Genomic DNA, 26,275 nt, shown 5'->3' with positions numbered 1-26,275 from the left:
CTTGGTCGCCGGACGTCGCCGGTCACCGTTGATCATGTCGCTAACGCCAGTCGTGATCCGGTGCGGTTCAGGACTTTGTACTTTAGTTCGTTATTATTGAAAAGCGAACCTAAGCGAACTTTCTGGCGGCGGCAAGCTGCTATCGCCATCCATCAGTCAACATCGTGGAGACCGATGGCTTGGTTGATGTCGGCAGCGGAGCTTTCAGGGGCGGCATCAGTCTCGATCAACTGAATCCGGAGGGAGCTGCACAGCTGGCGCAGTGGCTCCGACGTGAGATAGTCGGTAACAAACGTGTGGATCTGGCTGAGATGGGCAATTCGCACCGGCGCCAGACGTTGAACTTTTGTTCGATCGGCAACCAGCATGACGTGGCGGGCGTTCTTGATGATTGCCTGGGCAACACGGACCTCGCGGTGATCGAAATCCAGCAGCGTACCGTCAGCGTCGATCGCTGAGACACCAATGACGGCGACATCAACTTTGAACTGCCCGATTAGGTCGACCGCCTGAGCGCCAACGACGCCACCGTCGGTGGGTCGGACAGTCCCGCCAGCTATTATGACTTCGAACGTGGGTTTGCGGTGGAGAGCCATCGCCACGTTAAGATTGTTGGTGATGACCAGTATGTGCTCATGCGTGGCAAGGGCGGCAGCAACTTCTTCAGTGGTGGTGCCGATATTGATGAATAGCGATGACCGGCTGGGGATCAACCGCGCGGCCGCCTGTCCAATCCGCTGCTTCTCGCTTGTTGCCACAAACCGACGCGCTTCATACGACATGTTCTCAACGCTGGAGCCGATGGTCGCTCCACCATGAATCCGCACCAGGATTTTTCGATCGCATAACTCGTTAAGGTCCTTGCGGATTGTTTGCGGTGTCACATCCAACCGACGCGCGAGGTCGTCGACTTCGACGCGTCCGACGTCCCTTGCCATGGCGACGATGTCGGTCTGGCGGGTGGAAAGATCATTCATCGGTTAGTCACGCTCCGGAATTCGTCTGCGCCACATCCAATCGACAAACTCTGGACGCCATCTATTCTTATTTATATGGCCCACCTGCAATCGATAATTGTAAGCCATCTAACAGACAAAAATCCAGTCCTTGCCAGCAGCTTCGGCTCGATATCTGCGGTCATTGATTTGGCAACCAGCGTCGCCGAAACTCGGCCATTGAGGCGGTGTTTCGCACAGAGCTTCTTAAAAAACAACGGTGTTGATGAGCGTTGGTGCGCCTGCCGACACCCCTTAGGATGCACGACAAATCTTGATTTTATGGCGTGTAGTTGAGCACCGTCATCTGTCCGGCTGTCAAGTTCCACCTCGTCTTCACCGATTTTTCCATTCACAGAACCGCGGCCAATATGAATAGAGCAAAGCGCGGTAAGGCTACCCGACCGTTTTGATGGATCACCGCGAAATGAAAAATCAGGGTAAAGACGACGCGGAATTCAACAGCCACGCGATACGACCGCAGAACCATTCACTTCGAAGGCTTCGTCTATCTCGTCACCGCAATGATCTGGCTCCGATGAATGTCAATTGCTCCTGGGGCCAGCGGTCTGCCAAGCCTCTTAGAAGCATTGATTGCTGGTTTGAACCGTCTCGGTGACCCACGCTATCATGATGAAGCCCAAAAGCAGCCCATCACCCTGACAAAGCATGGCCGTCCGTCTGTCGTCGTGCCCATCGAGCTTTTCGAACGTATGACAGGAATGGAAGATCCGCGCAGCGTCTACAAGACCAGCAAGACGCCCCCAGAGCTGGCCAACATGATTTTGGCGGAGCTTGACCGCCAAACCGCGGAAGTCGAGCCGCAGCAATGAGCGCAAGCCACACGCAGGGACAGGGAGTGGACTATCCATACCTTTGGCTTTGGCAGGCCGAGCAGGGGCGGCATCAAGGTTGGGGTCGAGCGTTCGAATCGCTTCCCCCGCTCCAATTTTCCTCTTGAGACTTATTGTGAAGATGATAATGGGCGATATGGTCGGCGCGTTTGAGCGGCGTCATATTGGCGGATCGCCCGCCTACAGAGCCTTTGCAACAGGGGTTTTGCCCTCGCATTCAGCATGCGCTGCTTTATTAAGCAATCGTCCATAATCGCGTGTCACCATCAATCAAGTTTGATTTGCAGTTGCGGTTTTCGCATGCTGAAGCAAAAATGGGGCGGTAAATGGATGGGTTTGCAATGCTTCAACGCAACAACGAGACCGAGACCGAGACCGACGATGCGCTGATAGACCGGCTGCAGCGCTCCGCTTTTGACTATTTCCTGCGTTACACCAATATCGAGAACGGCCTCGTGGCCGACACATCGATCAAGACGAGCCATTGCAGCATAGCAGCTGTCGGCTTCGCGCTCTCCAGCTACCCCGTAGCCGTTGAACGCGGCTGGATTGAACGGGCCGCCGCGGCCGAGCGTGTGCTCACAACCCTCGTCTTCTTCGCCGAAAGTCGTCAGGGCCAAGAACGGCATGCCACGGGCTATCGCGGCTTCTACTATCACTTCCTCGACATGAAACATGGGCACCGGGCCTGGAACAGCGAACTCTCGCTGATCGACAGCGCGCTACTCATCCTCGGTGTGCTGACCGCAGCTGCGTATTTCACCGGTGACGACGACGCCGAAAAAGAAATCCGGGAACTTGCGACAATGCTTTACGAGCGCATGGACTGGCGCTGGGCGCTGAACCGGGGGCAGACGCTCACCATGGGGTGGAAACCCGGCGGTGGCTTCCTGCGCTGGCGCTGGCAGGGCTACGACGAGGCAATCCTGCTTTACACGCTGGCGATGGCGTCACCGACCCATTCGATCCCGGCCTCAAGCTACGACGCCTTTGCCTCGACCTATACCTGGATGATGTTCAAGGAAAAGCCGTTTCTCTATGCAGGACCGCTGTTCATCCACCTGTTTTCGCACGCATGGATCGATTTTCGCGGAATTCGCGATCGCTATATGGCCGAGAAGGAAAGCGACTACTTCACCAACACGCAGATGGCCATCGAGGTTCAGCGTGACTACACAGAACGCAACCCCGGGCATTTTGTTGGCTACAACAGCAACGTATGGGGTCTGAGCGCCTGCGACGGACCATCGCCGTCAGGCGGCCGGCACAGCCGCAACCATCGCCCCAAGGTTCTGGGCTACGCCGCCCGTGGCGCGCCGCTGGGGCCGGACGATGGTACGATCGCTCCCTGGGCTCCGCTTGCCTGCCTGCCATTTGACCGAAAGGCAGCGCTGGACGGCACCAAGGCGATCCTTGCGACCTATCCAAACCTTTTGCTCGACGAACGCTTCCCCGGTGGCTTCAATCCTACGGTTGAAGGCAAAGGTCCGGAAGGCTGGGTCGACGATCGATCGGTCGCCATTGATCAGGGCATCCTTGTCATGATGATCGAGAATGAGCGCACCGGGCTGATCTGGAACCTGATGCGGCAATCGCCGATCCTTCGCAAGGGCCTGGAGCATGCAGGCTTTACCGGCGGTTGGCTTGATGAACCGTCCTCGGACGCCATCGCATGATCGCATAGGCGAGGTTTCGTCAGCTACGCCGTCTTGATGGCAGCGGTGACTTCGCAATCGATGTCAACGCTGCCATTTTCAGTTGGGCCGCGGCTTTGCCGCTATTCCACGTCGAATTTCACGCCCTGCGCCAGCGGCAACGTCTTGCCGTAATTGATGGTGTTGGTTGAGCGGCGCATATAGGCCTTCCAGGCATCCGAGCCGGATTCGCGGCCGCCGCCGGTTTCCTTCTCGCCGCCAAACGCACCGCCGATTTCGGCGCCCGAGGGGCCGATATTGACGTTGGCGATGCCACAATCGGATCCGCGTGACGACACGAAGGTCTCGGCCTCGCGCATGTCGTTGGTAAAGATCGACGACGACAGGCCCTGCGGCACCGCATTGTGGAGCGCGAGCACGGCGTCAAAATCACTGTAGCGGATGACGTAGAGGATCGGCGCGAAGGTTTCCTCGATGACCGGCCCGGTTTGTGCCGGCATTTCGACCAGCGCAGGGCGGACATAGTATGCTTCGGTGGAGTTGCCGCTTTCGACACGTTCCCCGCCGGTGACCCTGCCGCCCTCGGCCTTTGCCGCAGCGAGTGCGCCCTGCATCTTGTCAAAGGCCGGCTTGTCGATCAGCGGGCCGACGAGCGTGCCGGCTTCCAGCGGATTGCCGATCGTCACCGATCCGTAGGCTTTCTGCAGCCGTGGCACGAGCTGGTCGTAGACGCTGTCGTGAACGAAGAGGCGGCGAAGAGACGTGCAGCGCTGGCCGGCAGTTCCCATGGCTGAAAACGCAACGCCTCGCAATGTCAGGTCCAGATCGGCCGACGGGCAGACAATCGCTGCGTTATTGCCGCCAAGTTCGAGAACGGCGCGGGCAAAGCGATTGGCCAGCCGCGGGCCGACGGCGCGGCCCATGGCTGTCGAGCCGGTTGCCGAGACCAGCGGGATCTTCGGGTGATCGACAAGGACCTCCCCGAGATCGCGACCGCCGATGAGCAATGTTGACAGATTGGCGGGCGCGCTGCCGCCCTCGGCGACATAGCGCTTCAATGCCTTCTCGAACAGAGCCTGGACGGCAAGTGCGGTGAGCGGTGTTTTTTCCGACGGCTTCCACACCGTCGAATTGCCGCAGACCATGGCGAGCGCCGCATTCCACGACCAGACGGCGACGGGAAAATTGAATGCCGAGATGATGCCGATGGCGCCAAGCGGATGCCAGCTTTCCATCATCCGGTGCTCGGAGCGCTCCGTCGCGATCGTCAAGCCGTAGAGCTGGCGCGATAGGCCGACGGCGAAATCGCAAATATCGATCATCTCCTGAACTTCGCCGAGACCTTCGGACGTGATCTTGCCGACTTCGATCGAGACCAGCCGCCCGAGCGCCGCCTTGCCCGCCCGCAGCTCCTCGCCGAGGAGACGGATCAGCTCGCCGCGCTTTGGACCAGGCACGTCTCGCCACGCGAGAAACGCCTCATGGGCGCTGTCGATCGCAGCCTTGGCTTGCGCTGCGGAGTGTTCCTTCAGTCGGGCGATCTCTTCGCCGGTAACCGGCGAGGTCACCGAAAGTGTGCCACCCCGATAGCGCTCAGCGGCGACACCGAGTTCGGTCAATACTGCGCTGGTTTCTTTGACGAGATCGAGGGTCATGTCGGCTATCCAATATCTGTTGTTCTGGTCAGTGGAACGGTCCGCATCAGAAGCGGGCATCGGCGAGATGGGCGATCTGGGCACCGGCTTCGTACCACATTTCCTTGATGGCACGAAAGCTGGCGTCGCGCGGGTCGGTCAGCGGCAAAGGCAGGTCCGCCTCGGCGACGCGTCCGAGAATATGGGCGGCAAGGGTCTTTCCGAACACGGTGCCAGGTGCAATGCCGCGTCCATTATAGCCGGAAAACCCAACGACATTGGGCGCAAACCTATGGAAACGCGGCAAGGCGTTGTCGGTCATGCCGATCTTTCCATACCATTCACACTCGAACTGGACGTCGCCGATCTGCGGAAAAAGCCTTGCGAGCGAACGCCTGGCCCAGCCTTTGTGGACGGCGGCACCGGTATTGCGCAGGGAACCAACGCTACCGAAAACGAGGCGCCCGGTCTGGTCCATGCGGAAGGAAGACAGGATTTCCTTAGTATCCCACGCACCCTCGCGGCCAGGCAGGATGGAGCGGCAGAGGTTTTCTCCGAGCGGCACAGTCGCCAAATTGAAGTAGGGCAGATGGACCTGCTCTCGGCGCACCATTTCCCATGGGCCGGTGCTGTAAGCATCAGTCGAGACGACGATCCAATCCGCCGAGACGCTACCCGACGCCGACTTGACGACCCAGCGGGCGCCATTGCGCTCGGTGGAAGTTATCCGGCTACCGGTGTGAAGTTCCGCCCCCGCCCTGATCGCAGCATCCGCCAATCCGCGCGCATAGCAAAGCGGCTGGAGGGTTCCGGCCCGCATGTCGAGCAGCGATCCGACATAGGTAGAACTGCCGACGCGACGTGCCGTCTCGGCGCCGTCAAGCACAGTCACTGGCGCGCCGCGGGCGCCCCACTGGCGGGCCCGATCCTCGATTTCCTTCAATCCATCAGGTCCGACGGCACAGTGCAGCGTGCCGTTCCTCTCCAGTTCACAGGCGATACTGTGCTTCTCGATCAGTGCCATGACCAGTTGCGGAGCATTGCCGAGGACGTCGAGCAAGCGCTCTCCGTAGACCGGACCGAGCACGCCGGGTACATCGTCCGGCATAACCCACATGCCGGCGTTTATCAGCCCGACATTGCGCCCGGCACCGCCAAAACCAATCTCGTTGGCTTCGAGCAGAACGACCCGCGCGCCTTCTTCAGCCAGATGAAGCGCCGCGGATAGGCCTGTATAGCCGCCGCCGACGACAACCACGTCCGCGGCCAGATCGCCAGCGAGCGGCGACGTTTCCGGCGCTGGCGCGGCGGTCTTTTCCCATAGCCCATGGGAGCGCGGATCGTTGAGCATCGTTTCTCCCGTTGGCGTTGGCGTTGCCGCTGCGCTGCCCCAACAACACTATCGCGCTGGCGGTTCGACACATTGGAATAAGCATGGGTCATTCCAATGGTGCGCAACATAGCATCTTTACAGCCGCTCCTGGACCGGAAATAACAATATTTCCTCACGAGTTCATTCGGATTGGGAATGACCATGCTGCCGGCCAGGCGCTTCCTGCCATCAATTTCGCTGCTTGCCGCCTTCGAGGCGACGGCGCGCGCGGGCAGCGTAACAGTCGCAGCAAGAGAGCTCAATCTGACGCAAAGCGCGGTCAGCCGTCAGATCCGTTCACTGGAACAGCAACTCGGGGTCGAACTGTTCATTCGCGAGCGGCAGACCATGCGTTTGACACTTGCGGGAGATAGCTATGCTCGTGAGGTTCGCGAAGCGCTCAGGCGTATCTCGAGTGCCTCGCTTAACCTGCGCGCCAATCCACATGGCGGCACGCTCACGCTTGCCATATTGCCGACGTTCGGCACCCGCTGGCTTGCACCACGGCTGCCAAAATTTCTGGGTGCCAATCCGGGTGTCACCATCAATCTGGTGACACGCCTTTCGCCGTTCGATTTCCGGCTCGATTCCATCGACGCGGCAATCCATTTCGGCCCTGCCCATTGGCCGGGCGCGGAATTGACCTTGCTGATGTCGGAACGCACATTGCCTGCCTGCAGCGCCGCCTTCCGGGAAAATCATCGGCTGGAAACGGCGGCTGACCTCCTTGATGTGCCTCTGCTGCACATCACCACGCGCCCTGACGCCTGGGAAACCTGGTTTGGGGTGAACGGCGTGCCATTCCAGAGTGTCCACGGCATGCTCTTCGACCAGTTCGCGACTGCAGCGCAGGCGGCAAGGGCGGGTCTCGGCGTCGCCCTTTTGCCGACCTTCCTCATTCAGGAAGAACTTGGCCGGGGCGATCTTGTCGCAGCAGTCGAGCGCGAGATGGAGAGCACCGAGCGCTACTATCTCGCCTGTCCGATCGAGCGCGCCGACTATCCGCCGCTTGCCGCATTTCGAAGCTGGATTTTGGCGGAAGCTGCAAGCGAAGTCTGATCATTGTCGACGAATGACTTGCACGAGTGGCCGCGTTTCGACCATTATGACCACAGCAGCCGCCTGGAAAGGCGGTCGAACCACTGCCATTCCAGGATATCCCCATGCATCCGATTTTCGTTCAGCTTCAATGCGCCCCCGGCAAGACCTACGAGGTTGCCGACGCCGTCTACCAGACGGAACTGGTATCGGAGCTTTATTCCACCAGCGGCGACTACGATCTGATGCTGAAGATCTACCTCCAGGACGGCCAGGACATCGGCAAGTTCATCAACGACAATATCGCCAATATACCAGGGATCGTCCGCTCGCTGACGACGCTCACCTTCAAGGCGTTCTGAGCTGCGGCTGTCGCTTGCGACCACCCCGAACTATCTGGACCAAAGGCGCGGGCGTTAACCCTTTTGCCAGAAGGCGGACGTTTGGGCGCGCAAAGCTAAGGCTTTCTTAACCACCTTGGTGATTTCCTGATCTCGAAGGGGCCGCGATCATACCGATTTACTTCGGGCGCTGCACCAACTGTGGCCGGGGCATGAAGGTAGACCGATGAGATTGGCAGAGACGCCGATATCCGAGACGCTGGAGACGAACAAAGCCCGGCCGCTGATCGTCCACGTCGTCCGACAATTTCTTCCAAACAAAGGTGGCCTCGAAGACGTGGTCGCCAACCTTTGTCGCCAGTTGCTGGCCCGGGGTTATCGCATCCGCGTCGTCACCTGCGACAGCCTGTTTTCCGACCCGGACCACAAGCTTGCCGCACAGGAGATCCTCGACGGCATCGAGGTCGTCCGCATTCCCTGGTCGGGCAGCAGCCGCTACCCCGTTGCACCCCAGATATTCAAACACCTGGCCGATGCCGATCTCGTCCATGTCCATGCGGTCGATTTCTTTTTCGATGCGCTGGCCTGGGGCAAATTTCTTCATCACAAACCGATGGTTGCCACGACCCATGGCGGTTTCTTTCACACTCGGAAATATGCCGCGATCAAAGCCATCTGGTTCAACCTGATGACGCGGCTTTCTGCGCAAGCCTATCAGCAGATCGTCTGCTGCAGCCAATCGGACACGAGGCTGTTTTCGCGAATTGCCCACAGCCGTGCGGTTTTGATCGAAAATGGGGCCGATGTCGCCAAGTTTGCACATTGCGCTGCACTCGAAGCACGCCGGCGCATTGTCACGATCGGGCGCTTTTCCACCAACAAGCGGCTGGGTCGGCTATTGGACACGATGCAGGTTTTGGCGCCGCGCCATCCGGACTGGCATCTCGATATCATCGGCGCGGAATCCGATCTGGATCGGGCCATCCTTGCGCGTGAAATCGCTACTCGCGGCCTTGGACGGCACGTCGCCCTGCACATATCGATCGACAACAGCACGATCCGCAACCTTATCGCCCGCGCATCGATCTTTGCCTCCGCTTCGGACTATGAAGGTTTTGGTCTCGTCGCCGTGGAAGCCATGAGCGCAGGGCTTCTTCCGGTCCTCCATCCAAACGAAGCCTATCGCGATCTGGCTGAACGGCACCGGGCAATCCGGCTTGCCGATTTTGGCAACGCAGAACTTGCAGCGGATGCCATCACGGCGGCATATGAAACCCTGGTTTCCAACGGTAGCGCGTTGCGCGGTGAAATTGTCTCGGAAGCGGCCCGTTATTCCTGGAGCGCCGTGGCGGATCTTTATGTCGACACCTATGCTGCGGCGTTGCGCCAGCCCGGCAGGCAGGCGGGCTACGACGTGAAGCTTCTCTCATAGAGGGCAAGATGTTCGCGCGCGATCTCGTGCCAGTCACGCGATCGCAACTCCTTTGCGAGGATTTCCGGCGCGCGCGTCCGATCGATTTCGCCCCCGATGATTTTGGCCACGGTCGATGCTGCGTCCCCGGGCGAAGTGACGCCATGCGTCGTCGCCGACAGCCACTCAGGTGTCAACGCTGTGTGGGTTGTCAGGACATTGAGACCGTGATCGAGGCAAGCCAGCGCCGATCCACGTTTGTTTGAGACACCATCCGGAAACGGAAGCAAGGCAAGGGTCGCGTCATTCAATGCGGCCGAAACCTCGGCTTGCGGCAAATTCAGTCGCAATAGAATTTCAAGGCGCGACGCCGCTGCCTTTACCATCTCGACGAAGGCTGCATCCGTTTCGACGAGTGCGCCGATCATTTCCGCCTCGATGGCAATGCCCGCCCCGCGCAGCTCGGTGATGGCATCCAGAAAGAACTCAATCCCCTTGTTGCGGGAAATCTGTCCGAAGTAGACAAGGCGCTCGACGATATTTCCCGACGGTCGCGGCTGGATTCTCGCAATGTTGTTGCCGATCGGCAGGACGCAGAGGCGAGCCTTCGAGATCGGGAAATAGCTCTGAAAGAGATCCTTTTCCGCATCGTTTGAGAAGATCACGCACCGTGACAACAAAGCCGGGAAGAGAAATATCCACTTACGAACAACGTTGAACAGCCGGAACTCGTGCAGGGTAACGAAGGAATTAGGCAGCATGAACGGCAGGAAGCCGGGGGCAACAGATCGTCCCAGATGGAGCGACGGATATTGCATGTGGAAGACCGTCCGACCGGCGCCGGCGTACTTCCGTCGCAGCGCGTAGATCTCCGAAAAGGACCAGCTGTCGAGAAATTCCAGGTGAACGCGCTCGCCGATGTCAGCAAGGGCACAGGCCAGCCGCTCTGTATAGTCGGCAACCCCGCACATCTCGCCTTTCGACGAGGCAATCAACAATACGATGTTCAACTTGCTCAATCCCGTCCGGCTATCCCGTCCGGCAGGAAAGCTCTGTGCGCTTTGCGCTGATATTCAACAGTAAAACCACTAAAATAATGTGACCGCGATCGGCACAATTTTCCCTGCATTCCGGGCCCAAGCATTAAGCTTTTTCTTATAGAGAAAAGACCAAGATCGAAGCCTTCGATGGCGCCTAGACGACAACATCGAACTTGGGGCGAGCTTGCTTATGACGAAGAGTATCATGGCGAATTCGGCATTGAACGCTGCAGCCGGGCTGACGTTGCTGGCCGTCGGCTTCGCATGTTCGATTATCGCCGCGCGCCTGCTTGGCCCCGAAGCCAACGGTATCATTGCCTTCTCTCTCTGGCTGGTGGCCACAGGTGCTCTCGTCGCCGAACTGGGCACCGGCGTGACGTTGCTGCGTCTGTTGCCGCAGCTCAAGGTCCAGGGATATTCGCCGGACGATAGGCGCGGCTTTGCCGCCTATCTGATGCAGCCGACGATCGTTTCGACCTGCATTCTGCTCGTCGGCTATGTCGCTTACTACTGGGAGGCCGAGCGTCTGCATTGGGCGGCGGACGCGCATGCGGTCATTTGGATCACCGCCGGCCTTTTCGTGACCCAATCGATCGGCGCCTACACCAAGAACTATCTGATCGGCGAGCAGCAGCTCGCACCATTTTTTAAGCTGACGATCGCAAGCGCCGTCCTGCAGGTTGTCACCGTACTCCTGGGTGCGCTGTTCTTTGGCGTGAGCGGTGCCCTCGCTGGCTACGTCGCGGGCGCGCTGCCCATGTTCTTCTACACGCTGTGGGTCGCAGCCGCGAAGAAGAATTCCTGCGGGGTCAATTTGAACTACCTCGTCCGCTCCTCCCTGGTCTTGTCGGTCGAGTTCATCAATAGTTCGATATTCCTCAATCGCATCGAACTTGTCTTTCTTCAAAGATATTGGGGTATCCAGGAAGTCGGATTTTATGCCGTCGGCTTGTCCATTACCAATCTCGCCTTGCAGCTTCCGGTGCAATTGAGCGGCAGTCTCCTGCCCTACTATTCCGAGAAAATGCATCTGCATGCCAGCGGCAGGTTGCCCGTCAGCGTCTTTGAAGGCGTTGTTCGCAGCATTTCCTATATCACGTTGCCGATGAGCTTCGGTCTGGCAGCGATTGCGCCTGAGCTTATTAGCACAATCTTTGGTGCGCCTTTTTCTCCAAGTGGAACAATGGTTGCATTTTTAGCCTTGACGGCCGCGCCTTACGTCTTCATCCAGATAGCAACGCAATACATGTACTCAATGGACCGGATGAGAGAGCGCACTGTGATTGGGGCAATGACCAGTGTCATAATGGTGGGCGGCTGTTTTGCTGTCATCCCGTGGTATGGTGGGGAAGGTGCTGCAATCGTGCGCCTAATCGCCTTCACGACAATGTGCGTTTTGATCGTCCGCCGCATGGAATTCGATGGTTCGATGCGCGGCATGTTCGCAGCCCTTTCGAAGGTCGGCGCGGCTGCGATCCTTTGCGCACTTGCGGCCTACGGCCTCGTTCAGCTGCTTCCGGGTCTCCCCGGCATAGCGGGGGCGGTCGTGGCGGGCGCACTGGTCTACGTGCTGGCCTTGCGGCTCTTCAATGCCGTGCCCGCAGACGACATAGAGGTCATGCAGCAAATTGCCTCGCGTTTGCCGACAAAAGCCCACCCCATCGCAATTCACGCGTTGGCGCTTCTAGCGCCACGCCGCGCCTAGGGAGGCTACGATGGCGGCGCGGAGCAGCGTTACCATAGAGACGAAGTCTAGCGAAGCGATCGCCGCAGCTGTTCCTGTAACGTTTGCCGGAACGGTTGGCTTGTACACGCCGGCAAGGAATTCCAGCGCCTCGACCGCGGTGCTCTTCCTCAGCCCCTGGGGCTTTGAGGAAATGTGCACTCGGAAGTTCTGGCGCATCCTGGCAGACGATTTCGCCGGCGCGGGAATTGCCAGCCTCCGGTTCGACTATGCAGGTACCGGCGATGCACTGGATGTGTCCGACACAAGTCCCGGCCTTGCGATTTGGAAACAGACGGCGATCTCTGCAGCTACCTTGTTGAAATCGCTTTCCGGATGCGATCGGTTGATCGTCGTCAGCCAAGGGCTGGGCAGCGCGATCGCCGCCAGCATTGCCGAAAATATATCAACTGTTGATGGCATTTGTTTTTTGGCGCCTATGACCTCCGGTCGGCTCTATTTGCGGGAATTGACAGTCTGGTCGAAGATGATCGATGAGGGTATGGGACTTCCCGATCACCAACGCGAAACCGAAGGCATCTCGATTGCCGGCCTCAAGATGCCGGAGGCAATCGGCGCCGATGTGCGCAAGTTGAACCTGATTGCGATGGCCGTGTCGCCCGCACCAAATTGTCTGGTTCTGTCAAGGCCCGGACGCCCCGGCGATCTGGAATTCGCCACGCATCTCAAAACTCTCGGCACGCGTGTCGAGGAGTTTGGCTATGACGGATATGACGAGCTGGTTTCCAACCCCACTATCGCCACCATGCCGCTGGCCGCCGGCCTACGGGTCGTGCGTTGGGCGCGATCGATTGTCGATGCGGGGGCCGTACCCTTGTCAAAGAGAACCAAGGTCATCCCAAGCGCTGACCCGCTCATTGGTAACGGTTTTCGCGAGACGGCACTTCGCCTTGGCGAAGGTGATCGGATGTTCGGCATTCTTTGTGAGCCGCTCGGGTACACAGAAGGAGCGACTGCCATCCTCTTGACGACGGCCCATGACCGGAGCGCCGGATGGGCGCGAACGGCCGTCACCACTGCAAGGAACCTCGCCCGCAACGGCGTTCCATCGCTTCGCTTCGATACAGCAAATATTGCAGATAGCCCGCCCCGTCCAGGTGAGCCGGATCAGGTTCTTTATTCAGAGAACCAGCCACAGGATGTTGTCGAGGCCCTCAACCTCGTCCAATCGCGCAAACTGCTGCCAGCCTTCGTCGTCGGTCGCTGCAGCGGCGCATATCTCGCCTTCCAAAGTGCCATTCGAGACGCCCGCTGCAGCGGCGTCATTGCTGTCAATCCCTACGTCTTTCACTGGGATCGCACTCGACCTGTCGATGGTGATCTGCGCCTCATCTCTAGATCTCTTGAAACCTATGGCCAGAAATTCCTTCAGCTCCAGACGTTGAGGCGGCTCTATGAGGGCGGTATCGACGCAAGGAGTGCGGCTCGCAATATTGTTTCGTCGTTGCTAAAACGCACATCCCGTCTCAGCCGGCCTCTTCTTGACGTCTTTCCGTTCCTTTCAAAGGCACACGCCGCTATTCTCGGTGGGTTTCAGGCCCTGTTGGAACGCAAGGTCGCCATCTCGCTGATCTATAGCGCACATGACGTCGGTCTTGAACATTTCTGGCTTCATTTCGGCCAGGGTGCCGGCGGTCTGAAGAACCTTCCCGGCGTTCGTCTAACGATCATTCCGGACTCGAACCATAACCTTGCGACGGTCAGCTCGCAGGAAATCTACCTAAAGTCGATCGAAGAAATGGCGCTGCACATCGGTTTGCGTGGAATGGATCCAGCCAACGAAAAAGCCGTCGATCCCGTCATATCTCAAAAATACGCCGGCTACCCAGTGCCTTGATCCGCCCCGAAGGAACGACATCGGCAGCGATGTCCTCCCGGGGAAAAAGCTGCAGGCGGCGGGCGGCACCTGGCGCCAGGTGAAACCAGTCGTCAGCCACCCGGTAAGCGTCGATATCGACGTGAACAGACTGAACCAAACGGTCGCACTTGATTTCGACGAACCAGTCCCCGTCATGCTGGGTTACCGCGCCTTCAAGCTGGGCCGCATGCAGCGCCTTTGCTCGGCCAAGCGGAAAATGAAACGCCTCGGCCAACAGGGCGCCGGTTGCTCGTGAATGCAATCGAGCGACGGCGACATCGTGGGATGGCGGGCCGAAGCGGAAGGCATACGTGGTGTCGAAGAACGCACCGAAAAGATCGGTGCATGCAATCTTTTCCTTTGCCCGCGCAGCGATCTGGAGCTCCCTGCGACCACTGACAACCGCCTGTTGCCCTTCGCGCAGGCAGACGACATCCAGATCGAGGTCGAGCGGGACGCCCAGTTCATTGATCACATGCACATCGAGACCGTTCGTCCCCTCGTCCACCAGCAGCACTTGAACTGGACGAAAAGCACGGCGCATCGCGTACCACACGGGCTTCGGTTCCCGCATCGCGTCGATCACGCCCCATCCCGCGCCAGGAACGAGATCCTGCAACGTCCATGCGAGTGCGCCATTGCAGCGAGATCCCTTCCGTCGCCATTCCGCATAGGTCGCTTCAACGATTTCGCCGGTCACCGCGCGAGCAAGATCGAGATAAAGCTCCGGATCCTCCCGTCGCAGACGTTCCGGCGCAAAGCCGTAGAGTTCATTCAGATAGTGGTCGCGCACATCCTCGAAATCCCAGGAAGCACTGCGATCCCGCGGCACGCGCGCCTTCCATAGCGGGCTATGGACTGCGGGGACCGCCAGATGCCGCGCCAAGGTCCCCTCCTGTGGCACATGCGCAAAAGCAAGACTTTCGGCTGCAAAGCGCACGTCCGCGTGACGCGCATCGGAAAGCGGGCGCATATAGGCGCCGACCCCGTAATAATGGGTAATGCCCGCATTCGGCGTGAACGGCATGACGCCTCCCGATGGCGAATTCACCACGTAAGGGACATCGACGCGCAGCCGGTTTGCGATATCGGGAATGATTTCCTCTGTGATTGGGTTCGTCCAATAGCGCTCAGGCAGGCCGAACATCGCCGCTTGCTGGTACATCTCGCTGCCCCCGCAAATGACTGCGAGAGATGGCGACAAACGAGTTTCGCTTAGAAATTGGGTGACTTCCGTTTCGACATGCGTCTGGAATGCCTTGTCGGCTTTCGGGTAGTCGAAGTTGGCAAGCATCACGTCCTGCCAGACAAGAATTCCCAACTCGTCGCAAAGGGCAAAGAACTCGCGCGTTTCATAAGCCATGGTGCCGCCGATGCGCACCATGTTCATCCCGGCCTCGGCGGCAAGCGTCAGCCACGGCCGGTAGCTCTCACGGTCTCCTGAGAGCCGGACGATATCATTGGTGGTCCAAACAGCACCGCGGCAAAAGACAGGCTCGCCATTGACAACCAGCGAAAAGCCCTGGGCATCCATACCGCGATCGACCGCCACGCGGCGAAAGCCGGTTCGACCGAGATCGTGAACAACACCGTCGATGACCACCGACACGTCATACAGGAAGGGTATGCCATGCGTATGCGGCCACCATGGCTCTACATCGGAAATCTTGAGGGTCGCCACATATTGGCCGCCGCCATTCCTATCAAACGCCTGTTCGCACGTCCCGCAACGCAGGACGATCTCGTCAACGCCGCCCTCGATGACGAGGGACGCGTAGAGCCGTCCCTCGCCGCTATCGGTAAGTTCAGGCCTGAGGGTCAGATCCCGAATGACGACAGCTCCTGTGCGCAACAGCGAGATCGGTCGCCACGGGCCGACGGCGTGAATTTCGGGGCACCAGCCGGGCATGTAGCCGAGCAGCGTCGTGCGGACTATACGCAGTCCTTGCGGCGTGATCATCTGCGGGCGCCAGCGCGCGCGGGGGCCCGCCTCTGCCAATTTGGGCTCCAAGGCTCGAAAGCAAAGCGCCAGCTCATCGCCGCCAAACAAAGTTACCGGAACATCGTGGCTTTCGAACATGCTCTCGCTGGACAGGATCTTTGCGCCGTTCAGAAATACGTCGCAAAGCGTCGCCAGGCCTTTCAGTCGCAGCAGAGCCTCGCCGGCCTCCTCGTCGAACAGCCGGCAAAGATACCAGGCATCGCGGGCGTTCAGCGGATAGGGATTGTCGCGATCGAAGAGGCCTGCATTCTCGAGCGCCTGGGCAACAGTGCCCGGGACGGTCGCCGGAATGAACTGCGAGGCAAAGGGCACGTCCGAAGGCACGGCGCAGGAGCCCGCTTCTGTAAGAACGAGGTTCCACCCTTCGGTGAGCAGGGTCTCCTCAGCACCGATACTTGCCAACCGTCCCTGCATTGAATTTCCCTAAGGCTAGCTGCGCTTCTCGAGCAGGCTCATCATCGCATCCCATGCATCCGCTGCCGGATCAAGCGCCGACTGCAGTGGCTCGAATTTCTTCCGCGTCACCGCGCGGGCAAGCTGAAATTGCACGGATTTTGCTGCCTCCGATATCAGGCGGGCTTTGACCGCAGCCTCCCCGAATTCGGGAGACAGCCAATCGAGATGGCTGCCGGCCAATTCGAAATTGGCCCCGAGCTGCCTTAGCGTATTGAAGGCATATTTATGAAAGAAGCCGAACGGCCGCTCGGCGATCTCCTCGACCTGAGACGGAAATACCGCCGAAAAGGCGCGGATCGGATTGAGTTTCGGGCGGCGGCGAAAATGGAAGTTCAAAAGCCGCAACGACGTTTCGCGAATGGAAGCCCTCTCAGGGCTGCCATCTGGAAATTTCGCGAATTCCGTATATGGAAGAAAGGGGAGTTCTTCCTCGCTTAGGCGAAGCTGGAAGATGCCGTCAAAATCCTCGCCGGCCAGCTGAAAGAAGCCGCCATTGTGGAAATAATCGAGCTCGCGCTTGTCCATGTCGATGCGGTTGATTGCGATAGTCGTCTTGCCATGCTCCCGGCGATAGGCGACGCCTTGCGTATCCGGCATGAAGTAGGAATCCATTTCCACGAGGCAGAGCCGCCGGCGACGGATCTGCTCGGATACATGGCGCTCGACCTTGTCGTAGATCGCAAGCTCGGTGCAGACGATGCCGTAAAGCGCTTCGATATCCTCAAGCGGAGCTTTGAAGAAGGTGAACTGATCTCCTTCGAAATCCTGCGTCATCGTAAAGCCGAGCATCGCCTCCGGCGGTAGCCGCAGGGTGCTCAATACCTCGATCCAGAGATCGACATAGCAGTTGGTTTCCGGCCACATGCGCTCGCTGTCATGCAGCGAATGTGTGGAATAGGTCGCAGGGTTTAGCTCGGGAAAAACGGATGGCATGGAGACGATCAGCCCCACAGCGTCTTGCGCACCTTGGCCGGCCATTCCTTGACGTCCAGGCCGTGGTGGTGAAATAGCGCGAGCGCTATGCGCTCCAAACCGAAGCCGACGCAGGCCGTGTGTGCGACACTACCGTCCTCAAGGTTCAGCCCCCACTTGATCCCGAAGGAATCCTGATGGTAGTTGAAGCTCATGCAGGCGGTCGGATTGGCTGGCGACGTGATCGGGATCAGCAGCTCGAATTTGAGGTTCTGATCGCGCTGGTTGTTGACCAGCATCTTACCGGCGCGCCCGAAAAACGGGTCGTTGGCAACATCGATGGTGACGTCGAGGCCGACTGCCTCCATCATCTTGATACCGCGATCCATCCAGCTCTGACGGAAATCGGTGACGTGTTGCTCGGTCCCCATGCAAACATATTCGCGCATGCGGAAAAGCTGCTGACGCGCCGGATCCTTTGAGGGCTCGTGGCGGAAGCAATAGGACTGCAGGTCGAAGAGGCCGCCCTTGGCCGGAAGGCGGCCGCGCTTGGCAATCGTCGGATAGAGCGGATAGCAGGCAGCGGGCGTGAGCACGATATCGGTCGGTTCCTGGCCCTTGGTCCAGTCGTCGCCGACTTCCATGCATTGAAGCAGGCTCATATGGTCGAGTTCGTTGCCGCAGAAACTATGCACCGTGCCGGCGAGCTGTGGGAAGCTCTTCATGTAGCCGCTTTTTTCGAAGATGGCGCGATTCATGCCGGGCGGGAAGCGCATCGCTTCTGCGCCGTCGGCACCGCCGAACGTATCGATTAGCCGCTCAAAAGCCGAGATCACGTCTTCGAATTGGCCGCTTCGCCCATAGAGTCCGTCAACGCCGGTATCGATCAGAAGACCGGATTCAAAAAGGCGATCGAGAAAAGAAACCTGCATATCCATTTGATACTATCCCAATAGACTTGTGTCTTGTTTGTGGACGAGCAGCATGGTCGACGTGTTGCCGAGGATGCGATCGTTCGAGATCATCAATTGAGCCGAATGCGCATCGCGCAGATGGCGTCCAAGGCTGAAGGGCGTACCGTTCTTGTAGCCCATGATGCCGCAGATCAGCATGGCATGATTGATGATCGGCAGGATCATCTCGGAAGAGGCAATCTTGACGTTGTTCATGGCAACGGCAAACGCCATCGATGAGAGCCTGTCGGCATCGGCCTTGGCTTCCTCGTAGACCTTGAGACCAGCAACGACATTCGATTTGACCATCTGTAGCAGGCTGGACACTTCCGCCAGCCGGAGCGCACCTGGAGGAGGCACGCCCGGCGACTTGCGCGCGGCAGCTCGTACGAAGGCCTGTGCCCTTGCAACAGCGTCAGCAGCGATCCCGTACCAGACACCGCTCCAAAGAAGATGCGAGGTGGCAAGCATCGACTGCGCTGCGATTTCGGCAAATGGCTTTGGCAGGGTTTGGACAGCCGACGCCTCACCCTTGAACAGGAAGCCATCAGAGCAGGTGCCTCGCATTCCCAGCGTATCCCACTCGATGGTGCGCTCCAGCGAGTATTGGTCCTTTAGAAACACAGTCAGGACCTGGTCGGAAGAGGCGGCATCGGGGTGGCTGCGCGAGGTGATGAGAATAGCGTCGGCGTGAGCTCCGTAGGAAATGACTGTTGCATCCTTTTCCAGAAAGCAGCGGTCGCCTTCGACCCTGACTGCACAGATGCTATTTCTAAGATTGCCGCCGATCCCGCCTTCCGTTGTCGCCGACGCGAGCAGCAGCTGATTTTTGGCGATGCGGCGCATAAAATCTTGGTGCCATTCGCTACCTTTGCCGTGTTCGACCAAGCTTGAGAGCTTGATATGGTGCATGGCGAAAACCATGGCGCTCGCAGCGCAGGACTGACCGAGGATAGAGCACAGCTCTGCAATCTCTGTGATCGACGCGCCCTCGCCGCCTAGCGCGACGGGGATTTGAATCGAGAGCAGCTGCTCTGTGCGCAGCGCTTCGACAGTTTCACGGGGGAAGCGCGCATCGGCATCGACGGCGTCGGCATACTTGGCTGCGATCGCAGCGACGCGAGTGGCGCGGGCCGCAAAGCTGTCCTTCGCTATCGCGACCACGACGTTCATTATGCAACCTTCCGGTGATCAAGGATCATGCCGACCGTCTTCTCGATCGCGGCGATACTGGCAAACGACTTGCGATTGAGCAGATTGTCAGGAAATTCAATATCGAAGGCGTCTTCGATGCCGAGCATGAGCTGGACCGAAGCGAAAGATGAAAGACCTGCCGAATAGAGATCGGTCTCGTCGGCAATCTGGTCCAATGCCACCGGAAGGCCACCGAATTTTCCCAGCAAGCCGCGAATAGTATCGTTCATTCCGTCACCTCTGAAATCGCTTACCGATAGCCTCTACGGCTTGTCTTGCGTTGTCTTTTACCAATCAAAATAGAACATTCCGCTAATCGTCTTAGTTAAAGAACGCTAACGGTGTTAAGTAAAAAGCATCATTTTACAATATTCGTCTGCCAAGACCGCAAAACGCAGCGATCACGACTAGGATTCGTCACAACCAAGCCGAAAGGCACATGGCTACAACTTCACGACAGCTGGACCGACGGCGGGTAAGCATGTGCGACGCCCCGATAGTCGGAAACCGAGTAGCATCCTTCGCCAGTCTCCTGCACGGCACTTTCACCGACGACGGCCTTGCCGTGACCACCAGGAATATCAAGGATATAGGTTGGCTGACACAATCCGGAAATACGCCCGCGCAAGCCGGCCACGAGCTTCTGCCCCTCAGCTATCGTGAGGCGGAAGTGACTGGTCCCTGGCGCAAGGTCCGGGTGGTGTAGGTAATAGGGCTTGATCCGCGTCTCGACGAACGCGCGCATCAATGCGGCTAGGACATCGGGATCGTCATTCACACCCTTTAAAAGCACCGACTGGCTGAGCATGACGATACCGGCATCGACGAACCGCGCGCAGGCGGACCGCGCTTCCTTTGTGAGCTCGCGTGGATGATTGGCGTGCAGGGCGACGTAAACGGTCTTGCCGCTGGCCTTCAACGCTCCAATCAGCGCCGCATCGATCTTCTGCGGATCGACGACCGGCACCCGAGTGTGAAATCGCACGACCTTGACATGGTCGATACCCGCCAGCACTTCAAGCATCTCGTGTAACCGCCGAGGCGACAGCACCAGCGGATCGCCGCCGGTAAGGATCACTTCCCAGATCTCGCTGTGGCTTCTGATATAGTCGAACGCAGCCTCGAGTGCGCCGGCATCCAGCGTGCCCAAACCCTGAGGCCCCACCATCTCCCGTCGGAAGCAGAAGCGACAATAGACAGGGCAGATGTGGACGGCCTTGAGCAGCACGCGGTCCGGATAGCGATGGACAATGCCCTCGACGGGACTGTGGGCGTGATCACCGATCGGGTCGGCTCGCTCTTGCGGTGTGACGAGAAGCTCTGCAGGGTCGGGCACGAATTGCCGCGCGATCGGATCAAGCGGGTCGGCGCGATCGATAAGGCGGGCTATCGTCGGTGTCACCGCGATCGCGTAACGAGCTGCAACCGCTTCGAGCGCAACTTTGTCGCCGTCATCGACCAGGCCGGCATTTTTCAGGTCGTCGATGCTTCGGATCGGGCGCATGGTCATGAACCGAACTCCGCCACCGGCGCCCACAGGACCTGATCGATCCGCGCGGCGCCTGTCGCGAGCATCACAAGCCGGTCAAAACCAAGGGCGATGCCGCTTGCTTCGGGCATCAGCGAAAGCGCATCTAGAAAATCCTCGTCGAGCGGATAGGTTTCGCCATAGATACGAGCCTTTTCCGCCATCTCGACTTGGAAACGACGGCGTTGTTCCTTTGCATTTGTAAGCTCGCCGAAGGCATTCGCCAACTCGACGCCGCAGGCGTACAGCTCGAAACGCTCCGCCACACGGGGATCGCGCGCCGAAGGACGGGCAAGAGCTGCTTCGCATACCGGATATTCATCGAGAATGGTCGGGCGTCCGAACCCGAGATGCGGCTCGATCTTTTCCACCAGGACACGGCTGAAAAGATCGGCCCAGCCATCGTCGTTGGCAACCCTTATGCCGGCGTGCTTGAGTTCCGACGCCAGATGATCGCGGTCGGTTGCTCCATCTGCGAAAACGCTGGCGAGCAGATCGATGCCCGCATAGCGATCGAAGGCCTCAGCGACGCTAAGACGCTCCGACACGGCAGAGGGATCCACGTCCCTGCCGCGATAGGTAAGGGCCTTCGCACCCATCGTTTCTGCTGCCAAAGCAAGGATGTGGGCGCAGTCAACCATCAGGCTCTCGTAGCCTTCGCCTGCACGATACCATTCCAGCATGGTGAATTCCGGGTGGTGCAGGGGCCCCCGCTCGCGATTGCGGTAGACATGGGCGAAGCAGGCGATACGTCTTTCTCCCGCAGCCAAAAGCTTCTTGCAGGCAAATTCCGGCGACGTGTGAAGGAAGAACGGGTGAAGCTGCCCATCCGTCGTCACCGCCTCGGTGTGAAAAGCATGCAGATGGGCCTCGTTACCGGGCGAAATCTGCAGCGTCGAGGTATCGACCTCGATAAAATCCCGACGTGCAAAGAAGCCACGCAGCGCCGCTTGTATGGCATTGCGGCCAAGTAGGAACGGCCGCCGGTCCGCATGAACACCGGGGGTCCACCAGGGAGATGGTTTGCTGCTTGCAGCCTTCATTCCAAGCTTTCTTCATCGCCCCAACCAACACAGGCTGGCTATTTACACGATTTTAGGTTAGTTGCGCCCCGAAGAAAAACATTGCGTGCGTCTTGCGAGGACATTTCGGAAGTCCTCTACGCCGCACAAAGCCGCGTTACAAGGAAGTCTTATGGTCAAGGTCATCGCCTCTTCGATCCGCAAGGGCAATGTCATCGATGCCGATGGCAAGCTATACGTCGTTCTCACCGCCCAGAACTTTCATCCAGGCAAGGGAACGCCAGTCACCCAGGTCGATATGCGCCGCATCTCCGACGGCGTGAAAGTCTCCGAGCGCTGGCGCACCACCGAGCAGGTCGAGCGCGCATTCGTCGAGGACACCCCCCATCAGTTCCTTTACGAGGATGGCGAAGGCTTCCATTTCATGAATCCGGCAAACTACGATCAGGTTGCCGTCGACGCCGAAACCATGGGTGACCAGAAGGCCTATCTTCAGGAAGCAATGACCGTGACGCTCTCGATGCATGAAGGCATCGCGCTTGCCGTCGAGCTGCCGCGCCACGTGACACTGGAGATCATGGAAACCGAGCCGGTCGTCAAGGGCCAGACAGCCTCTTCTTCCTACAAGCCTGCGATGCTGTCGAACGGCGTGCGCACCATGGTGCCGCCGCACATAAACGCCGGCACCCGCGTGGTCATCATGACTGAAGACAATTCCTACGTCGAACGCGCCAAGGATTGATGCCGCAAGGCTGATGTTGGTTCTGAATTAGAAACGCCCCGATGCTGTCAGCACTCGGGGCGATTTATATTCCGGCATTTGTTGAAGCTCACTGTCGGCGCGAACGCTCCCCTCCGCTGGGGTACACCATGGAAAGCGCCTTCGCCTTCGGCAATCCAGTTGCAGCAGGGGTCGTCGCAACAGTTGGTGCAGCTGTGGGACTGACCGTGTCTGCGGGTGTCGCCAGCGCCTGAAGGTGGATGACCCGCGGCGACAATGCCTGCACATAGGCCTCGGAGCGGCCGATATAGATCGTGGTCGTGTCTTTCATCTCGGTCAGAAGCCCGGCAAAACGTTCCTGGATATCAGGCTCGAGACCTTCGAGCGTTTCGTCGAGTATCAGCCAGCGAGGCTTGGCAAGCAGCGCGTGGGCAAAGGCGACTGCCTTTTGTTCGTCGGTATCGAGCATGCGATCCCAGCGCGCCCGGGTGTTGAGCTTGCCCTTGAGGCGATCAAGGCCGGCCTTTTCAATGGCTGTCTCAACATCGGCATCGGCATAGGTATTTTGATCCTCGGGAAACGTCACGGCTTCGCGCAGCGTGCCGCCCGGTACATAGGCGGTGTGCGGCATGAACAATATCTGCTCCATCGGCGGCAGATCGATCTCGCCGGTGCCGCAGCGCCACTGGCCGGCGAGAGCCTGGAACAGCAGCTTGCGATTTACCCCGTGGTCACCATTGACCATGATATGTTCGCCAGCCTCGATGGTGACGGTGCCTTCGCGGATCCGGAAACCGTTTTCGACGATCTCATCGGTCGTCTTAGTCGAGATTTCGAGATCCCTCAGCGTCAACTTATCTCCCGATGACGGTTGGAGCGCGATCGTGTTCGGCAGGTCGCGGGCAATGTCCATATCCACCAGCGCCTGGCGGAAATCGGTGACGCGCATCAGGGTTGCCCGCCACTCGGCGATCGGACCAAAATTAGCAACGTACCAGCGCAGTGCCGTGTTGACCTGATTGAACGCGCCAACCGCCATCATCAGCTGCCCAAGGCTGAGGCCACCGGCAAAGTAAGCCGGTGCCGCGACCAGGATCGGGATGACCAGGACCATCCAGCCGTAACTTGCCGACACCCAGGTAAGGTTGGTATTGGCGATCGCCAATTGGCGGATGACGGATAGGACCGACGATATATCGGTGTTGATGCGCCGGCGCTCGTTTTCCTGGCCGCCTGCAACCGTGATCGCCGGCATATACTCATTGGCATGCATCAGTGCAAAGCGCAGTTCTGCTTCCTTGGAATACCGGTCGGCGTTCAGCCGAACCAACCGCCGCCCGACAAGCTGACTGAGGATCGAGGCGGAGGCTGCATAGATGATCGCCGCCCAGACCATATAGCCCGGGATAGAGAAACTCGAACCGCGAAAATGGAAGATGAAACCGCTCGACAATTCCCAGAGGACGCCGATGAAACTGATGAGCAGGATCGTCGACTGGACGAGCCCGATCGCCAGGCCCGTCGTGCTTTCGGCAAGGTTACGGGCGTCCTCGTGCAGGCGTTGATCCGGATTGACGCCGATCAGCCCGGACGAGCCGAGCTTCAACGCGCGCTTGCCCTTCAGCCATTGATCCACCAGATCGCGGGCAAGGCCTTCGCGCATAAAGAGCGCCGCCATTTGGTTGAACCAGGCCTGGATCACGTTGAGGATAAGCAGGGTGCCGGCAATCATGCCAAACACACCGAGCTGATGGAAAAACTCGCCCACGTCGCGACGCGCCAGCGAATCGTAGAACGGTGCGTTCCACTCGTTGAGCATGACTTGAACATAGGCTGTAATGAATATGATCGCGAAAAGCGCGACGGTGATGGAAATGATCTTATAGCGGACGGCTGAATTCCAGAATGCAGAAAGCATGACCCCGAGCCTGCGTAACACGCTCAGTTCATAACCTACCCGATCGTCTCCCTGTGTGCTTGGCTTGCTTTGGCTATCGACGGCCATCAATACTTCCCTGCAACGTCTTCTCCCCAGATAATCATGGCCAACGCGCATGTCCACCCCATGCGGCGGTTCTACGCGATCACGTTAAGTTCCTTCCGGTCTCGCGCGTTGAACCTGATACAGCCAACCGATAGTCTGCGCTTCAAACCTTTATGAAGCCTTCCCCTTGGTTTTGCCGTTCGCCATGGCACATCGACGCCTGGAGCCCGGTCAGCGCTGCGAAGCGCACGCAAATCGATTCGGAGGCTGACAACATCGATAGTATATCTCAAAAGGCCGATTGTTGCAGGTCACCATCGCTCCACTAAAATGCGTAGTTCCAACCGACTGGGGTCGTAATCCTCCGCCCTGTCGCGGCAACGCCGATTCACCGGTTGATTCGCAACCTGTCCGGCGCTATCTAAGCAATTCGTGGTGATTTGGCCGGCCGGCTTGCAGCCACGTTAAATAAGTCGCTAAATGGGGCCGCATGCGGACCGGTAGCGATTCTTTTTCGCCGCCGGTTTTTTGTTTTGCCGGTTCTAGTTCCGATCGAGTGACCGCAATGCCCATCAGGATTCCCGATACGCTCCCCGCCTTCGAAACCCTCGTCCATGAGGGCGTGCGGGTGATGACCGAAACGGTGGCCGTCCGCCAGGACATCCGCCCGCTGCACATCGGCCTTCTGAATCTCATGCCGAACAAGGTCAAGACCGAGGTACAGATGGCACGCCTCGTTGGCGCATCTCCGCTGCAGGTCGAGCTTTCATTGGTTCGCATCGGCGGCCACAAAGCCAAGAACACGTCAGAAGAACACCTTCTTTCCTTCTATGAGACCTGGGAGGAAATAAAGGACCGCAAATTCGACGGCTTCATCATCACCGGTGCTCCAATCGAGCTATTGGACTACAAGGACGTGACCTACTGGGACGAGATGCGTGAGATTCTCGACTGGACGACGACAAACGTCCACTCGACGCTGAACGTCTGTTGGGGAGCCATGGCTGCGATCTATCACTTTCATGGCGTGCCGAAGCATACCCTGAAGGAGAAGGCATTTGGCGTGTACAGGCACCAGAATCTTGCGCCCTCGTCCGTCTACCTCAACGGCTTTTCCGATGATTTCGCCGTGCCCGTATCGCGTTGGACCGAGGTGCGCCGCCGCGATATCGAGGCGGTGCCGGACCTTGAGATACTGATGGAATCGCCTGAGATGGGCATCTGCCTGGTGCATGAACAGGCCGGCAAGCGGCTCTATATGTTCAATCACGTCGAATATGATTCGACGTCGCTGGCCGACGAATATTTCCGCGACGTCAATACCGGCGTGCCGATCAAGATGCCGCATGACTACTTTCCGCACAACGATCCGGCGCTGACGCCGCTGAACCGCTGGCGCAGCCATGCCCATCTCTTCTTCGGCAACTGGATCAACGAAATCTATCAGACCACACCCTATAGCCTTGAAAAAATCGGCACGCAGTAACTGACATCACTTGCCATTCCGGCGCCGGATCCAATTTTGGGAAGCGGGGCCGTTGCGGATTTGGGCAAATCCGGG

The 26,275-nt window shown here is 58.7% G+C and carries 21 protein-coding genes and 1 riboswitch; of the genes, 9 read left to right on the top strand and 12 right to left on the bottom strand.

The window, feature by feature from the left end:
* Positions 1–152: 152 nt before the first annotated feature.
* Positions 153–977 (bottom strand): DeoR/GlpR family DNA-binding transcription regulator, encoded by an 825-nt coding sequence (locus tag AB4Z52_RS05240; RefSeq protein WP_442216849.1) that lies wholly within the window; start codon positions 975–977, stop codon positions 153–155.
* Positions 978–1,537: 560 nt separating this feature from the next.
* On the opposite strand from AB4Z52_RS05240, the gene AB4Z52_RS05235 reads away from it, so the two are divergent.
* Both AB4Z52_RS05235 and AB4Z52_RS05230 read left to right on the top strand, forming a co-directional pair.
* A complete protein-coding gene (locus AB4Z52_RS05235; RefSeq protein WP_442216848.1) occupies positions 1,538–1,828 on the top strand; it encodes a type II toxin-antitoxin system prevent-host-death family antitoxin in 291 nt (96 codons plus the stop codon).
* A 362-nt stretch (positions 1,829–2,190) separates the two neighbouring features.
* On the top strand, positions 2,191–3,525 hold the full coding sequence (locus AB4Z52_RS05230) for a glucoamylase family protein (protein WP_442217006.1): 1,335 nt from the start codon (positions 2,191–2,193) through the stop codon (positions 3,523–3,525).
* A gap of 101 nt (positions 3,526–3,626) precedes the next feature.
* Here AB4Z52_RS05230 and amaB read toward each other — a convergent pair whose 3' ends face one another.
* Complete coding sequence (gene amaB, locus AB4Z52_RS05225) at positions 3,627–5,159, bottom strand: L-piperidine-6-carboxylate dehydrogenase (RefSeq protein WP_442216847.1); 1,533 nt, start codon at positions 5,157–5,159, stop codon at positions 3,627–3,629.
* 46 nt (positions 5,160–5,205) lie between these two features.
* On the bottom strand, positions 5,206–6,489 hold the full coding sequence (locus AB4Z52_RS05220; RefSeq protein WP_442216846.1) for an NAD(P)/FAD-dependent oxidoreductase: 1,284 nt from the start codon (positions 6,487–6,489) through the stop codon (positions 5,206–5,208).
* Between the two features lie 177 nt (positions 6,490–6,666).
* Here AB4Z52_RS05220 and AB4Z52_RS05215 point away from each other — a divergent pair, with 177 nt between their 5' ends.
* The 3 genes from AB4Z52_RS05215 (at position 6,667) to AB4Z52_RS05205 (ending at position 9,321) form a co-directional block, all read left to right on the top strand.
* Entirely contained in the window at positions 6,667–7,569 is a 903-nt protein-coding gene (locus AB4Z52_RS05215) for a LysR family transcriptional regulator (protein ID WP_442216845.1), read from the top strand.
* Between the two features lie 104 nt (positions 7,570–7,673).
* Positions 7,674–7,910, top strand: coding sequence for an Lrp/AsnC ligand binding domain-containing protein (locus AB4Z52_RS05210; protein ID WP_442216844.1), 237 nt, complete (start codon positions 7,674–7,676; stop codon positions 7,908–7,910).
* 205 nt (positions 7,911–8,115) lie between these two features.
* Positions 8,116–9,321 carry a glycosyltransferase family 4 protein gene (locus tag AB4Z52_RS05205; protein ID WP_442216843.1) on the top strand — a complete coding sequence of 402 codons (1,206 nt, stop codon included), beginning with the start codon at positions 8,116–8,118 and terminating at the stop codon, positions 9,319–9,321.
* On the opposite strand, the gene AB4Z52_RS05200 is transcribed toward AB4Z52_RS05205, so the two are convergent.
* A complete protein-coding gene (locus AB4Z52_RS05200; protein WP_442216842.1) occupies positions 9,297–10,319 on the bottom strand; it encodes a glycosyltransferase in 1,023 nt (340 codons plus the stop codon). The two genes, AB4Z52_RS05205 and AB4Z52_RS05200, sit on opposite strands and share 25 nt — an antisense overlap.
* 211 nt (positions 10,320–10,530) lie before the next feature.
* Here AB4Z52_RS05200 and AB4Z52_RS05195 point away from each other — a divergent pair, with 211 nt between their 5' ends.
* The gene (locus AB4Z52_RS05195) at positions 10,531–12,045 is read left to right on the top strand and encodes a lipopolysaccharide biosynthesis protein (protein WP_442216841.1); all 1,515 of its coding nucleotides are present in this window, start codon (positions 10,531–10,533) and stop codon (positions 12,043–12,045) included.
* 10 nt (positions 12,046–12,055) lie between these two features.
* The gene (locus tag AB4Z52_RS05190; RefSeq protein ID WP_442216840.1) at positions 12,056–13,921 is read left to right on the top strand and encodes an alpha/beta hydrolase; all 1,866 of its coding nucleotides are present in this window, start codon (positions 12,056–12,058) and stop codon (positions 13,919–13,921) included.
* Here AB4Z52_RS05190 and AB4Z52_RS05185 read toward each other — a convergent pair.
* From AB4Z52_RS05185 to epmA, 7 genes are all read right to left on the bottom strand, one after another.
* Positions 13,884–16,358 (bottom strand): glycosyl hydrolase 2 galactose-binding domain-containing protein, encoded by a 2,475-nt coding sequence (locus tag AB4Z52_RS05185; RefSeq protein WP_442216839.1) that lies wholly within the window; start codon positions 16,356–16,358, stop codon positions 13,884–13,886. The genes AB4Z52_RS05190 and AB4Z52_RS05185 overlap by 38 nt on opposite strands.
* A 15-nt stretch (positions 16,359–16,373) precedes the next feature.
* On the bottom strand, positions 16,374–17,333 hold the full coding sequence (locus AB4Z52_RS05180; RefSeq protein ID WP_442217005.1) for a DUF1839 family protein: 960 nt from the start codon (positions 17,331–17,333) through the stop codon (positions 16,374–16,376).
* An 8-nt stretch (positions 17,334–17,341) separates the two neighbouring features.
* Positions 17,342–18,250 (bottom strand): amino acid--[acyl-carrier-protein] ligase, encoded by a 909-nt coding sequence (locus AB4Z52_RS05175; protein ID WP_442216838.1) that lies wholly within the window; start codon positions 18,248–18,250, stop codon positions 17,342–17,344.
* A gap of 6 nt (positions 18,251–18,256) precedes the next feature.
* A complete protein-coding gene (locus tag AB4Z52_RS05170; RefSeq protein ID WP_442216837.1) occupies positions 18,257–19,438 on the bottom strand; it encodes an acyl-CoA dehydrogenase family protein in 1,182 nt (393 codons plus the stop codon).
* Positions 19,438–19,689 carry an acyl carrier protein gene (locus AB4Z52_RS05165; RefSeq protein ID WP_442216836.1) on the bottom strand — a complete coding sequence of 84 codons (252 nt, stop codon included), beginning with the start codon at positions 19,687–19,689 and terminating at the stop codon, positions 19,438–19,440. Before AB4Z52_RS05165 ends, AB4Z52_RS05170 begins: the two co-directional genes overlap by 1 nt.
* 221 nt (positions 19,690–19,910) lie before the next feature.
* A complete protein-coding gene (locus AB4Z52_RS05160) occupies positions 19,911–20,969 on the bottom strand; it encodes a lysine-2,3-aminomutase-like protein (RefSeq protein WP_442216835.1) in 1,059 nt (352 codons plus the stop codon).
* Positions 20,966–22,030 carry an EF-P lysine aminoacylase EpmA gene (epmA, locus tag AB4Z52_RS05155; protein ID WP_442216834.1) on the bottom strand — a complete coding sequence of 355 codons (1,065 nt, stop codon included), beginning with the start codon at positions 22,028–22,030 and terminating at the stop codon, positions 20,966–20,968. Before epmA ends, AB4Z52_RS05160 begins: the two co-directional genes overlap by 4 nt.
* 151 nt (positions 22,031–22,181) lie before the next feature.
* On the opposite strand from epmA, the gene efp reads away from it, so the two are divergent.
* On the top strand, positions 22,182–22,751 hold the full coding sequence (gene efp / locus AB4Z52_RS05150; protein ID WP_442216833.1) for an elongation factor P: 570 nt from the start codon (positions 22,182–22,184) through the stop codon (positions 22,749–22,751).
* An 88-nt stretch (positions 22,752–22,839) separates the two neighbouring features.
* On the opposite strand, the gene AB4Z52_RS05145 is transcribed toward efp, so the two are convergent.
* The gene (locus AB4Z52_RS05145; protein ID WP_442216832.1) at positions 22,840–24,735 is read right to left on the bottom strand and encodes an ABC transporter ATP-binding protein/permease; all 1,896 of its coding nucleotides are present in this window, start codon (positions 24,733–24,735) and stop codon (positions 22,840–22,842) included.
* A gap of 401 nt (positions 24,736–25,136) precedes the next feature.
* Positions 25,137–25,216: riboswitch (SAM riboswitch) on the top strand.
* A 63-nt stretch (positions 25,217–25,279) separates the two neighbouring features.
* Between AB4Z52_RS05145 and metA the strand changes: the two genes are divergently transcribed.
* Positions 25,280–26,200 (top strand): homoserine O-acetyltransferase MetA, encoded by a 921-nt coding sequence (gene metA, locus AB4Z52_RS05140; RefSeq protein ID WP_442216831.1) that lies wholly within the window; start codon positions 25,280–25,282, stop codon positions 26,198–26,200.
* Positions 26,201–26,275 lie beyond the last annotated feature (75 nt).

It is taken from the genome of Rhizobium sp. 2YAF20 (assembly GCF_052114685.1).
In the GTDB taxonomy this organism is placed as follows: Bacteria; Pseudomonadota; Alphaproteobacteria; order Rhizobiales; family Rhizobiaceae; genus Rhizobium.
This window is presented reverse-complemented; position numbering and strand designations above follow the sequence as displayed.